General features: G+C 50.2%; 11 protein-coding genes and 4 pseudogenes. 5 read left to right on the forward strand and 10 right to left on the reverse strand.

Translation table 11 applies throughout. From position 1 onward, the window contains the following. Positions 1 to 123: 123 nt before the first annotated feature. From alaS to EPYR_RS21575, 9 genes and pseudogenes are all read right to left on the reverse strand, one after another. Positions 124 to 2,754 carry an alanine--tRNA ligase gene (gene alaS, locus EPYR_RS14035; protein WP_012669034.1) on the reverse strand — a complete coding sequence of 877 codons (2,631 nt, stop codon included), beginning with the start codon at positions 2,752 to 2,754 and terminating at the stop codon, positions 124 to 126. Positions 2,755 to 2,889: 135 nt separating this feature from the next. Continuing rightward, positions 2,890 to 3,402 (reverse strand): regulatory protein RecX, encoded by a 513-nt coding sequence (locus EPYR_RS14040; RefSeq protein WP_012669035.1) that lies wholly within the window; start codon positions 3,400 to 3,402, stop codon positions 2,890 to 2,892. 251 nt (positions 3,403 to 3,653) lie between these two features. Further along, entirely contained in the window at positions 3,654 to 4,721 is a 1,068-nt protein-coding gene (gene recA, locus EPYR_RS14045; RefSeq protein WP_012669036.1) for a recombinase RecA, read from the reverse strand. Positions 4,722 to 4,815: 94 nt separating this feature from the next. Continuing rightward, positions 4,816 to 5,310 (reverse strand): nicotinamide-nucleotide amidase, encoded by a 495-nt coding sequence (pncC, locus tag EPYR_RS14050; protein WP_012669037.1) that lies wholly within the window; start codon positions 5,308 to 5,310, stop codon positions 4,816 to 4,818. A 159-nt stretch (positions 5,311 to 5,469) separates the two neighbouring features. Next, complete coding sequence (mltB, locus tag EPYR_RS14055; protein WP_012669038.1) at positions 5,470 to 6,546, reverse strand: lytic murein transglycosylase B; 1,077 nt, start codon at positions 6,544 to 6,546, stop codon at positions 5,470 to 5,472. A 291-nt stretch (positions 6,547 to 6,837) separates the two neighbouring features. Beyond that, positions 6,838 to 7,278 (reverse strand): RcnB family protein, encoded by a 441-nt coding sequence (locus EPYR_RS14060; protein WP_012669039.1) that lies wholly within the window; start codon positions 7,276 to 7,278, stop codon positions 6,838 to 6,840. A 305-nt stretch (positions 7,279 to 7,583) separates the two neighbouring features. Beyond that, positions 7,584 to 8,231, reverse strand: a complete 648-nt coding sequence (locus EPYR_RS14065; protein ID WP_012669041.1) for a protein disulfide oxidoreductase DsbA — start codon at positions 8,229 to 8,231, stop codon at positions 7,584 to 7,586. Positions 8,232 to 8,743: 512 nt separating this feature from the next. Beyond that, positions 8,744 to 8,860: pseudogene (locus tag EPYR_RS21570) on the reverse strand (integrase core domain-containing protein); the annotation flags it as partial. Between the two features lie 190 nt (positions 8,861 to 9,050). Then, positions 9,051 to 9,197 (reverse strand): annotated as a pseudogene (locus EPYR_RS21575) (integrase); the annotation flags it as partial. Positions 9,198 to 9,571: 374 nt separating this feature from the next. Between EPYR_RS21575 and EPYR_RS21160 the strand changes: the two are divergent. The 3 genes and pseudogenes from EPYR_RS21160 to EPYR_RS14080 all read left to right on the forward strand — a co-directional run. Further along, a pseudogene (locus EPYR_RS21160) lies at positions 9,572 to 9,694 on the forward strand (cell filamentation protein Fic); the annotation flags it as partial. 97 nt (positions 9,695 to 9,791) lie between these two features. Continuing rightward, a protein-coding gene (locus tag EPYR_RS14075) for an IS3 family transposase (RefSeq protein ID WP_104945024.1) occupies positions 9,792 to 10,927 on the forward strand; the annotation gives its coding sequence in 2 pieces (ribosomal slippage) (positions 9,792 to 10,038 and positions 10,038 to 10,927; 1,137 coding nt in all). A 34-nt stretch (positions 10,928 to 10,961) separates the two neighbouring features. Next, positions 10,962 to 11,462: pseudogene (locus EPYR_RS14080) on the forward strand (Fic/DOC family protein); the annotation flags it as partial. Here EPYR_RS14080 and EPYR_RS20785 read toward each other — a convergent pair. Next, entirely contained in the window at positions 11,459 to 11,629 is a 171-nt protein-coding gene (locus EPYR_RS20785; protein ID WP_014543468.1) for a hypothetical protein, read from the reverse strand. The pseudogene EPYR_RS14080 and the gene EPYR_RS20785 overlap by 4 nt on opposite strands. 338 nt (positions 11,630 to 11,967) lie before the next feature. Between EPYR_RS20785 and brxA the strand changes: the two genes are divergently transcribed. Both brxA and brxB read left to right on the forward strand, forming a co-directional pair. Beyond that, positions 11,968 to 12,570 (forward strand): BREX-1 system protein BrxA, encoded by a 603-nt coding sequence (brxA, locus tag EPYR_RS14085; RefSeq protein WP_012669044.1) that lies wholly within the window; start codon positions 11,968 to 11,970, stop codon positions 12,568 to 12,570. Further along, a complete protein-coding gene (gene brxB, locus EPYR_RS14090; RefSeq protein WP_012669045.1) occupies positions 12,567 to 13,169 on the forward strand; it encodes a BREX-1 system protein BrxB in 603 nt (200 codons plus the stop codon). Before brxA ends, brxB begins: the two co-directional genes overlap by 4 nt. Positions 13,170 to 13,177 lie beyond the last annotated feature (8 nt).

The raw sequence follows: 13,177 nt of genomic DNA on the forward strand, positions 1-13,177 counted from the left end.
GCCACATCACAGGGACTGAATCTGCTCCGGGTAGGGTTGAGTTAAGCCAAATCACTGAAATCCATAAGTTCATCGGGCTTAACGACCTTGCCATCTTCCTCTGGCTCAAATTGTTTTGGGTAACTATGACAGTTTTGCCGCAACCCATAACTCAACGCCGGCCAATGCAGCCGGCAAAGCCATTGCATCCGTACCGCCTGCCTGAGCCATATCAGGGCGACCACCACCCTTACCGCCAACTTTTTGAGCAAGTTCGCCCACCAGCTCACCGGCTTTTATACGGTCGGTCAGATCCTTAGTTACCCCGGCAATCAGTGAGACTTTGCCGTCGGCAACGGTTGCCAATACAATAATCGCCGAGCCAAGCTGATTTTTCAGGTCGTCTACCATCGTGCGCAGCATTTTAGGCTCGACATCACTCAGTTCGCTAACCAGCAGTTTAGTGCCTTTTACCGCAATGGCTTTACTGCTAAGGGATGCACTTTCTTGCGCAGCCTGCTGATCTTTCAACTGCTGCAACTGCTTTTCAAGCGCGCGCGCGTGGTCAATCAGCGCACGAACTTTTTCACTCAGATTGCTGTGATTGGCTTTCACCAGATGAGAAATATCTGCCAGCTGTTGATTCTGGCTATACAGCTGCGCCAGCGCACCTTCACCGGTAACGGCTTCGATGCGCCGTACACCCGCCGCCGTTCCCGATTCAGAGGTGATACGGAACAGGCCAATATCGCCGGTGCGGGTGGCATGTGTGCCGCCGCACAGTTCAGTCGAAAAATCGCCCATGCTGAGTACACGCACATGGTCATCATACTTCTCACCGAACAGCGCCATGGCACCATGAGCTTTCGCCGCTTCTAATTCCATAATATTGGTTTCAATCGGCAAGTTGCGGCGGATCTGAGCATTGACGATCTCTTCTACCTGACGAATTTCCTGCTGCGTCATGGCTTCGAAATGCGAGAAATCAAAACGCAGATATTTATCATTGACCAGCGAACCTTTCTGCGACACATGCTGACCAAGAACCTGGCGTAAAGCGGCGTGAAGCAGATGGGTTGCAGAATGGTTGAGACGGATCCGCGCACGACGCGCCTCGTCAACCTGTGCCGCCACGCGCTCGCCGACACGCAGCTCGCCAGTAGCGAGCTTACCGCTATGACCAATCGCCTGAGCGTATTTCTGGGTGTTACTGACGATCAAACTGGCACTGTTGCCTTGTAGCTCACCGGTGTCGCCAACCTGACCACCTGATTCGGCATAGAACGGCGTGGCATCAAGCACGATAACCCCTTCCCGACCGGCACTGATGGTGTCAGCAGCCTGCCCGTCAACGAAGATGGCAGTAATCGCAGCGTTAAGTTGCAACTGCTGGTAACCTTTGAATTCTGATGCCTGATCGATGTGGATCACATTATTGTAATCGCAGCCAAAACCACTGGCATCACGCGCACGCTGACGCTGTTGCTCCATCGCACGCTCGAATCCTGCTTCATCAATTTTCAGATTACGCTCACGGCAAACATCTGCGGTCAAGTCGGCCGGGAAACCGAAAGTGTCATATAAGCGGAATACGGTTTCACCATCCAGCGTATCGCTCTGTAGGTTTTCAAGCTCTTCATCAAGCAACGCAAGACCGCGCTCCAGCGTTTTTGCAAACTGCTCTTCTTCGGTTTTAAGCACCTGTTCAACCTGTGCCTGCTGGCTTTTCAGGTCATCACCGGCCGCGCCCATGACGGCAATCAGCGGAGCAACCAGCTTGTAGAAGAAGGTTCCTTCTGCGCCCAGCATGTTGCCATGACGTACCGCACGGCGAATAATACGACGCAACACATAGCCGCGATTTTCATTGGATGGGATAACGCCATCCGCAATAAGGAAAGCGCAGGAACGGATATGGTCAGCAATAACGCGCAGTGATTTGTTACTGAGGTCCGTTGCACCTGTTAACTGTGCCACTGATTTAATCAGCTGGGCGAACAGGTCGATTTCATAGTTAGAATTAACATGCTGCAGCACGGCAGTGATGCGCTCAAGGCCCATTCCGGTATCGACAGAAGGTTTTGGCAGCGGCAACATGGTTCCGTCAGGCTGACGGTTGAACTGCATAAAGACAATGTTCCAGATCTCGATGTAACGGTCACCGTCTTCTTCCGGGCTGCCTGGCGGGCCGCCCCAGATATGGTCGCCGTGGTCGAAGAAGATCTCCGAGCACGGGCCGCAGGGACCGGTATCGCCCATTTGCCAGAAGTTGTCAGAAGCGTAAGCGCTGCCTTTGTTGTCGCCGATACGAATGATGCGTTCACGCGGCACGCCGATCTCTTTTTCCCAGATATCAAAGGCTTCGTCATCGGTCTCGTAAACGGTAACCCATAATTTTTCTTTCGGCAGGCCAAACCATTGGGAACTGGTCAGCAGTTCCCAGGCAAAAGCAATGGCTTCACGCTTGAAGTAATCACCAAAACTGAAGTTGCCAAGCATCTCGAAGAAGGTGTGATGGCGAGCGGTATAACCCACATTTTCAAGGTCATTGTGTTTACCACCTGCGCGTACGCAACGCTGCGAACTGGTAGCGCGTGAATAGTTGCGCTTATCCTGACCGAGGAAAACGTCTTTAAACTGGTTCATCCCGGCATTGGTAAACAGCAGCGTCGGGTCATTGTGAGGAACGAGGGAGCTACTGGCTACAACCTGATGTCCCTTGCTCTGGAAAAAGTCGAGAAACGCTTGACGAATCTCCGCAGTGCTCTTGCTCATATTTGTCCTGAATAACGCTAACGAATATTTCGTGGGTCTGACTACGGCGCTGTTGCCCGGCCTGCAATGACACACGAACAAAAAGTGAGAGATAAGATAAATTTTCTTCAGGGGGAAGTAAAATCGGATCGATGGTCAATCATCAAAATTCTCGAATATTGCCCGAATATCTTCCATAAAAAAGCCTTTAGTCATCAAATAGCGTTGCACTTTGGCTTTTTGGTTCCACTCCGTTGGAAAGGGATGTCCGAACTTGCGTTCGGCCAGCGCAAAAGCCTGACTCTGCCAGTCGATTTCGGCGTTAAACAGTACTTCATCAATCAAACTTTTCACAACGCCCTTCTGTCCCAGCTCCTGGCGGATGCGCTGCGGCCCGTAGCTTTTGCGGCCTCGCCCAGCGACATAGCGTTCAGCGAAGCGCGCATCATCCAGCCAGCTGTGCTGATAGCACCAGTCGACAACCCGATCGATCTGTTCCGCGCTCAGTGGTTCAGGCTGATGTTCACTATTGTTGAATCGCGCTGCGCGCTCACTAGATTGAACCAACTTACGGCGGAACTCTGCTTCGCTATGATCGCGCATCGCGAGAATACGCATTGCACGTTCCAGCAGTTTCGCATACTGGGTTCGTTCAGTGGTATCTGACATAGCGGCGCCCACGAATTTTTAATGAATGAAACGGGAAATTAAGGGTAGCGTTTGGTGGCGATGCATGCGAGTAAAAATCGCATAAAAAGTGGTTAGGATAAGCAGATTTATCGGTTGTTTGGGGTGGGGAGTTCTTAAATGATAAAAGGAGGCAATCCGGCTGCCTCCTTTCAACACGCATCAACCTGTTATGCCCGCAGCATTTATACCAGCAGCATTGAGCGCCCAAAAAAGAAGGGCGCCCACAGGAATCAGAGGCTTTCGTTAGCTTCGCTTTCCGCGTCCACTTCATGCGCAGCCGGGACGAAATCAGGCTTGTCGTCTTGGTTACCCAGCAGCATGGCGCGCAATTTGGCATCGATTTCGTTGGCAATGGCCGGGTTTTCCTTTAGGAAGTTGCCCGCGTTAGCTTTACCTTGTCCAATTTTGTCGCCGTTATAGCTATACCATGCACCTGCTTTTTCAATCAGCTTGTGCTTAACGCCCAGATCGACCAGTTCACCGTGAATGTTAATTCCTTCACCGTACATAATCTGGAATTCAGCCTGCTTAAACGGCGCGGCAACTTTGTTTTTTACCACTTTAACGCGGGTTTCGCTGCCCACCACTTCGTCGCCCTCTTTAATGGCGCCGATACGGCGAATATCCAGACGGACAGATGCGTAAAACTTCAGCGCATTACCGCCGGTGGTGGTTTCCGGGTTACCGAACATCACACCAATTTTCATACGGATCTGGTTGATAAAGATCAGCAAAGTCCCGGAGTTTTTCAGGTTACCGGCCAGCTTACGCATTGCCTGGCTCATCATACGCGCCGCAAGGCCCATGTGAGAGTCGCCGATTTCCCCTTCGATTTCTGCTTTTGGCGTCAGCGCCGCGACGGAGTCAACGATGATGACATCTACTGCCCCTGAACGCGCCAGCGCATCACAGATCTCCAACGCTTGCTCACCGGTATCTGGCTGAGAGCAAAGTAAATTATCAATGTCCACGCCCAGTTTTTTGGCATACACCGGATCCAGCGCGTGCTCGGCATCGATAAACGCACAGGTCTTACCTTTACGCTGCGCGGCGGCAATCACCTGCAAAGTCAGGGTGGTTTTACCTGAAGACTCCGGGCCGTAAATTTCAACGATGCGCCCCATTGGCAGGCCACCTGCACCCAGCGCGATATCCAGCGACAAAGAGCCGGTAGAGATGGTCTCCACGTCCATGGTACGGTCTTCACCCAGGCGCATGATGGAGCCCTTACCAAACTGCTTTTCAATCTGGCCCAGCGCTGCTGCCAGTGCTTTTTGCTTGTTGTCATCGATAGCCATTTCTACTCCTAATCATGCGGGTAAAGCACACGCGAACGTTGCTTATTCGATAAAATATGCATTGATTATACTGTATAGTCATACAGTATCAAGTTTAATTTATGAGAAAGTGGTCATGCAACGTTTGCAGCGCCCAGCCCGTTGCCTGCCGGCGAACCGCTTCACGGTCGCCGTTAAAACAGCGCACCAGCGTCAACACTTCACCACTGGCAGAGGCGAAACCAAACCATACCGTGCCCACCGGTTTTTCTTCGCTGCCGCCTTCAGGACCGGCAATACCACTGACCGATATGGCATACTGCACATTGGCTTCTCGCAGCGCCCCCTGGGCCATCTCGCTCACCACCTGTTCGCTTACGGCACCGAACTGCGTCAGCGACTGTTCCGTCACGCCAATCATCTGCTGCTTGGCGTCGTTACTGTAAGTAACGAAACCTCGTTGAAACCAGGCGGAGCTACCGGCAACATCCGTCAGCACTTTGGCAATCCAACCGCCGGTGCAGGATTCAGCGGTGGTGACACTCGCGCCACGCGCCAGCAATAGCTGGCCGATTCGCAAGCTCAACTGAGTTAGTTTGTTATCCGTCAAGCCGCTCTCCTCTTGCCAATGAATTCAGAACAAAAGAGTAGCACTTTTCCGTGCAATAATGCGCTTAAGCGGATGTATTTGCGGCGTGGCTTCAAAACTTTCAGTCAACCCTTTTTGCACCGTAACAATTGGAGAATTGCCACAAAACTCCGTCAGGGGTTAGCGCGCATCACGCACCGCCAGGCCCAGCTGCCAAACCGCCATCGCATAGTGGTTGCTGTGGTTGTAGCGAGTGATGGCGTAGAAGTTCGGCAAGCCGTACCAGTATTGGTAGCGGGTACCCATATCAAATTTCAGCAGGCTCACCTGTTGATTCTTCTCCAGTTGAATATCAGGAGAAAGTCCGGCAGCAGCCAGCGAAGAGACCCTATAGCGAGTTTTAAAGCCGCTTTCCAGGCCGGGCGCCTGACCACTGGCTTCTACCGCCACGGTGCCGTTTGTCAGCCACCCATGCGCCTGAAAGTAGTGCGCCACGCTGCCTATTGCATCGACCGGATCCCACAGGTTGATATGTCCGTCACCGTTAAAGTCAACGGCGTACTGCTTAAACGCCGATGGCATAAACTGACCATATCCCATCGCCCCGGCGAAGGAACCACGCAGATCGAGCGGGTCGTCATCCTCTTCACGCGCCATTAACAGGAAGGTTTCCAGCTCGCCGCTGAAATACCGGGCGCGGCGCGGATAGTTGAAAGAGAGCGTGGCCAGCGCATCAAGGATACGCGTTTTACCCATTACGCGTCCCCAGCGGGTTTCTACACCGATAATCCCGACGATGATTTCCGGTGGGACACCATATTTCTGCCGGGCGCGTTGTAATTCATCCTGATATTGATTCCAGAATGCCACACCATTTTGTACGTTTGCCGGGGTGATAAATTTGCTGCGATAGCGGATCCAGGCACCGTTTGGCCCCCCCGGCCCTTTAGCCGTACTGGGCGCCTGGCGATCCATAAGGCGAACTACCCAGTCGAGATTTTTGGCCTGCGCCAGCACGCTATGGAGCTGCTCACGGTCAAAACCGTGCTTACGCACCATCTCATCAACAAATGCATTAGCTGCCTGATTATTAGCAAAGTCCCCGCCCACTACCGTGCCACTGTGTGAGGGTTCCAGCAGAAAAGTACTACGGCCTTTAAACGGGTTGCCCTGCGGTTGAGCCGTTCCCCCTTTCGGCTGACTGCTACAGGCAGCCAGTAAAGCGAATACGGGGATAAGCGCTGCCAGATAACGCATCAGATGTCCATTTTTCATTCAGAGAAGATGATGAACAAATGGTAGAACATTGTCAGCGATAAGTTAAAGCGGATTTACGTATAGCGACATTTAATCTCGCAATATCCCCAATATTGATATTTCATTAACATATCAGGGTGAGTCAGAGGCGCAACCATGAATCATTTCACCGTCAGACATCAGTAGTGAACCGAAAACAATCTCCATAATATTGGAACTCAGGGTAAGAGGGGTAATCCCCTGCCGAGCGGCACCTTAAGTCCCCCCCGGAATCAGGATGATGTTCAGCTATCAGTGCTTATAGTAGATCTCGCCCGATTTGGCCTGGAGGATTTTGCCGTCGGCGTTAGCGATCTTCACATAAGTTCCCCCCATATAGGTCCAGTGATCATCCGCCTCTGGCGCAGGCAAGTGCCTGACATTCCACTGAGTAACTTCATATTCCTTAGTGCGATAGAGTTCAGGTACGACATCGCCAATGGCAAAGCGCTTAAAATCGGCGAAGAATGTTTGCACATCATAAGGATCTACAGGATTACTCTGAACCAGCGGGGCTTGCTCATCCGCAGCCCGGGACAGCGAGTTCTGACTTTCAGGGGTTTGCACAGCAGGTGTCTGCACTTCAGGTGCGGATGCCTCTACAGCCCGATCGCCTTCCGCGTAAGCGGTGGAAACAGAGGATAATGCCGCAGAGAACAGAGCAGAACAGAGTACCACTTTCAAGTTACGCATATTTTCTCCAAGATTTAGGCCGTCCGGCAATGTTCAGCCGCGCAATCAACGCAGTAAAGACATTGCTAATCAACAATAAACCGGTTCCCACAATGCCCGATAAACCACAGTCAGTAAAAAAGGGGTGATGGTTCCGGCTTAGCTGTACCGGATAATATGCGTTATCAGCGAGATAGTCAGGAGTTATTGTCAGGAAAATGATGGCAGGGGTAACCAGTTTGCCTCCCACCACCGTTGTGTATTGTGAAACTAAGACGGATGGCAGGCAGGAGGCTACACGCTAAGAAAGTGACTTACATTGCGGGTCAGGGTTGTTTCTCAAGCAAAAAACGAATGATACCTGCAAATTCTTTAGCATAATCATCTGCGCTGGTGCTGGTGATGGCAGCATTGTTGACCCGGTATTTGCCAGAAACGTAAAATGATGGAGTCGAAGTGACATTCAACGTTTCGACTGCATCATCCTGCTTCTTAACCAAAGCCTGAACAGGCAGGCTGCGGCGGGTATTTTCATATTGACCTGCCTCAACACCAACTGAGCTAAACACCTTCATGATATCAGCAACGCTATTGACAGAGCGTTCCTGCTGAATTTTCTCAAAAAGCAATTTTTCGACTTTATGTTCAATACCCAGCACCATAGCAACTGACCATGCTTCAGTCAGTTCATGCCCCAGCGGCCCCATAAGACCGACATGATATTTGGTTAATCTGGTAGCGGAAGGCAAATTTTCACTAATCACATCAGTCACTTTATAAGTGTGGGAAAACTGAAAACATGGTCCGCAATAGAATGAAAAGAATTCCACAACATCAGGCACGGTCGTCGCTGATTTTTCCTGAACAAAATATTGATCGTTCTCTTTGTAAGAAGCCGCGTTGGCCGGGGGGAAGAACACGGCAGAAAAACAGAAAAGACACAATAACGTGTAACGATTTACTTGGGTAAACATAGAGCCTCTAAATAAAAACAGGTTATCAAAAACAGGTTGTTTAAGGGTTATTCAACTATCAGGGCGCTATGCGGCAGTCAATTTGTTGCCGTGAGTTATCAGCCACAGGGCCGTGATTTTACACATAAATTCACCTAGCACTCTTTTTTTACAGTTCTTTTCTCTCACTGACAATAAATGAAAATACAAACTGAATTGCAACAGCATTCACTTAAACTTAAGCAAACTTCTCGACAGGAGTACTCAAACTATAATTCGTTAATTTTTAACACAAAGCCAAACGCAATTCTAAATATTTATTCTTATTGTTCTTAACTTCCTTAATGATGATTTGTTCTAACCATGCCTGGTTAATAGTTGTAACCTCTCTTTGAATTAAAGAATGATCGTAAATTTGTTAGCATTAACGGGTAAAATCACCCATTTTAGTTTCGTGCACTTTTGCAGTTCCGGTATCAAATTTTCAGAAACGCATGCGGACGTATACAGTAACATTTCCCCAGCCCTTTCCCTGTGATTTCGCGCACCTGATTCAACGTCCTGAGCGGGTAAAAATTCAGCACATCCGTTCGGCACGTTCGGTTAAAGCGTGCAATAAACGCACTCTGCGCCGGCTTTCCGGGCTTAATAAACTCCAGCGCCAGTTAAATGAACTCCCGGGTCGCTTTCCATACGTAATATCAGTGGATAACCGCGGTGAACAGCAATGCGATCCCGCCCCCTGCGCACCCGCTTTGCGGCAACTTTCAACGTTTTTTTCGATTGCGTCTCTTAGCACCCTGTTCTCAAGGTGTAATGGCACACTGAATTTAACACCAATCCAACGGGTGAATCGCGGTGGTTGTCAGTGATAAGATAAGGCTTACCAGAAATGTCAGGCGCATACACAACTCGTCCATCTGAATCTCACCCCGGTTTTGGCTCTATCGACAACTGATTGAATATTGTGGATTGACTCAGAATCATCTTCGCGGNTGTTGCCTCATGTATACCAGAAGTGCCATGTTGTATTCTGGATAGTCGCCANAATACAACATGGCATACAAATTTTCGGATTTAGATGGGTTTAACCGGGTTCAGATGGGGCCACTTGAGTACGTCTAAAGCCATAAAAATGAGTAAATTCAANATGAAAGAGTCTACTGACAAGGGATTTTGTAGCCACACGCCGATGATGCATTGGTGTGTTGATATTGATCAATAAAGATTAATTTTCGATTATCGAAAAAAACCACACTTTAACCTACACTTTATTAACTATCTGATTTTACGTGTATTGTTGTGATGCCCGCTGGACGTTATAATTTCATCTCAATCAGTCACCATCACCGAGCGTATTCATGAGCCGATACGACGTCTCCGGCAGCGAAGGCCAGTATGAAAAAGACTCTGGCGAGCAGGTTTTGGCCAATAAACTGGGTATCGCTGCTTCTGATGAGATAGACGAGGCGGAACTTGTCCTGGACTGCCCCTATGCCAGTAGACGATCCTACCGTATATTTGGACTGCCCCTATGCCAGTAGACGATCCTACCGTATATTTTGAGCATAGGAGGAACGTATGGGCACACCACGATTTACACCTGAATTTAAAGAAGAAGCCGTCCGTCAAATAACGGAACGCGGCTATTCCGTCGCTGAAGTTTCNGACCGTCTGGGCGTCTCTGCACACAGTCTCTACAAGTGGCTTCGGGCTGTCAAACCTGATAACAGCGAACAGCATGCCCGGGATTTACTGGAAGCCAAAAGCGAGATCCTGAAACTACGGGCGCAGCTAAAACGCACCGAAGAAGAACGGGATATCCTGAAAAAGGCCGCGCGGTACTTTGCAAGGGAGCCCGACTGAAGTACCGCTTTATCAATGAGCACCGCACTGTATGGGGTGTGATGACGATGTGTCGGGTACTTCATGTCGCCCGGGCCGGGTTCTATGCGTGGCTGCACAACCCGGTCTCGGCGCGTGATAAAGATAACCAGCGTCTGCTGACGCTTATCCGTGACTCATATTCACTGAGCGGAGGCGTATACGGTTACCGGCGGGTTCATGGCGACCTGAACGAAATCGGGGAAACCTGCGGTAAAAACCGGGTGGGCCGTATTATGCAACTGAACCGGATTAAAGCCGTGCGCGGCTATAAAGCTCCGCGTCGTATTGCTGGCAGACCTTCAGTGGTTGCCCCTAATCGCGTGCAGCGGCAGTTTACTGTTGTCCGGGCCAATCAGGTCTGGGTGACCGATATCACCTACATCCGCACCTGGCAGGGCTGGTTGTATCTGGCGGTGGTTATCGACCTCTTTGCCCGTAACGTGGTGGGGTGGTCGATGAAGCCCACCCTCTCACGCGAACTGGCACTGGATGCGCTCATGATGGCGGTCTGGCGACGAAAACCGGACGGCGAGGTGATTGTGCATAGCGATCAGGGCAGCCAGTACGGCAGCGACGACTGGCAACGGTTTTGCCGGGCCAATAACCTGGTCCCGAGTATGAGCCGGCGTGGTAACTGCTGGGATAATGCCGTGGCCGAATCGTTCTTCAGTTCACTGAAAAAAGAACGGATCAGAAAGCGGATGTATAAAACACGGGATCTGGCCCGCGCGGATATCTTCGATTACATTGAAGTGTTCTACAACCGGGCCCGGCGTCACAGCCATCTCGGTGGCGTCAGCCCGGAGGCCTTTGAACAGGCCTCGTCGTGAGGACAGAATTTGTCTACCGTTGTGGGGTCAGTCCATCCTGTTAGAACAACTCTACCAGTCCGTTTTTGAAGAACAGTTCCCGGAAGGACAGCTCAGCGTAGCCCTGGTAAAAAGCTGGCACCGCCGCTGGTTAGGTAACATCTACGAGTGGGCTGGACAAGAAAGAGCGGTCAATATCAGCAAGGGCGGCTTTATGTTTGCCCCCTCAGCGCAGTTGCCAAAACTGCTGAACGAATTCGACACCAGGTATCTGGCTCAATACACGCCGTGTAGCAGCATGGACGAAGAACAACTCATCACCGCTATCGCCATCACCCATGTCGAGCTGATACTCATCCATCCATTCAGAGAGGGAAACGGTCGCCTGTCTCGACTATTAGCCGACGTGATGGCCGTTCAAGGTGGATACAAACCGCTGGATTATCAAAGCTGGGAGCAAAACAAAACCCAGTATATATCGGCTATTCATGCAGGCATGTCAATGGACTACGAGCCGATGAAAAACTGGGTCATGGAAGCTCTGAGAAGCGATTAAACTGCAAGACGTAAATGCGCGAATTTTTTGCGTGCGACTTCCAAAGAAGCTTCAATCTTCGCAGCGGGCTGGCCTGTTTCAACCGCTGTTGACGTCACCACAGAACGCACAATGTCCGTGCGAGACGGCTTAGCGTAGGTTACCTGAAATTTTTTGTTGTTGCTCATAGCGGCTCCAGATTAACAAATTAACTGTTTACATTATATCCAGTATTACTGAGAACTGCATGTCATTGGCAAATAACTTCAACAAACGCTGCTTCTCTGACGACAGAGCATGAGCAAAAACACAAGCAAGGTCTGCATTCGATAATGCCATATTCACGATAAAAATTACACGCGATTAGCAGCACACTTTGACCTCTCCTGTGCCTGGTGGCTAAAAAAAGCAGGCATTCTCTGGTGTTTCCTTGCGATTCAAACCATGACATCCTTCCGCCTAACCATTACAATCCCTCATTGTTTTTTGCGAGCTGGTTTGCAGTTTTCTAAGGGTAAATATAACGATGAATAACGACAAAACATGGATTGGTGACCTGCTGGGCGGGCCACTAATGAGCAGGGAAAGTCGAATCATCGCTGAGCTCATGCTTGCCGACCCAGATGAACAGACCTGGCAAGAACAGATCGTTGGTCATAACATGCTACAAGCCTCCTCTGTCAATACGGCAAAGCGTTACGCGACAACAATAAAACTACGCCTGAATACACTTGATAAAGCCGCGTGGATGCTCATTGCAGAGGGGAGCGAGCGCGAACGTCAGCAATTGCTGTTTGTCGCTCTGATCCTCCATTCACCGGTTGTTAAGGACTTCCTGTCAGAAGTAGTGAATGACCTGCGCAGACAGTTTAAAGAAAAGCTCTCAAGGGATAGCTGGGATGAGTTTGTGACCAGCCACCTTCGGCAGCAGCCTGTACTCACCAGTTACTCGGAGTCATCCATCAAGAAAATGGGCAATAACCTGATCAAAGCGCTGGCTGAAGCGGGTTATCTGGATACGCCGCGTCGGCGTAATCTCCAGTCGGTCTTTCTATTACCAGAAACCCAGGCAACCTTGCAGCGCCTTGGGCAACAGGAACTGGTTTCTATTCTGGAGGGGCAACGGTGATCGATCCCGTGCTTGAATACCGCCTGTCACAGGTTCAGAGCCGCATTAGCGAAGATCGCTTTCTCAAAAATAACGGCTCCGGAAACGAGATTGGTTTTTGGATTTTTGATTACCCCGCTCAGAATGAGTTACAGGTACGTGAACACCTGAAATATCTGTTCCGTAATCTGGAAAAAGACTACACGTTCGCGCACCTAAATATCTTTCAGATCATTATCGACATACTCAATCAACGTAGGTTATTTGAGCGCGTCTGTCAGCAGGAAGTGAAAGTGGGCACAGAAGCGTTGAAAAAACAGCTTGTAGGCCTGCTCAATCAAAAGAAGATCGCCGATCACATAGCAAAAGAAGTCGATCTTAAAAGTCAGAATTTCGTCATCCTTACTGGTATGGGTAATGCCTGGCCCGTTGTTCGTGGACATGAGCTGATGAGCGCCCTGCAGGATGTAATGGGTTTTACCCCGCTGTTAATGTTTTACCCGGGAAAGTACAGCGGACATAACCTGGCCCCGTTAACCGATATTGACTCCCGGAATTATTATCGCGCCTTCAGGCTGGTACCCGAAAGTGGACCATCGGCGACATTGAATCCTCGTTAAAGAGCACA

Origin of the sequence: Erwinia pyrifoliae DSM 12163, assembly GCF_000026985.1 — a bacterium.
In the GTDB taxonomy this organism is placed as follows: domain Bacteria; phylum Pseudomonadota; class Gammaproteobacteria; order Enterobacterales; family Enterobacteriaceae; genus Erwinia; species Erwinia pyrifoliae.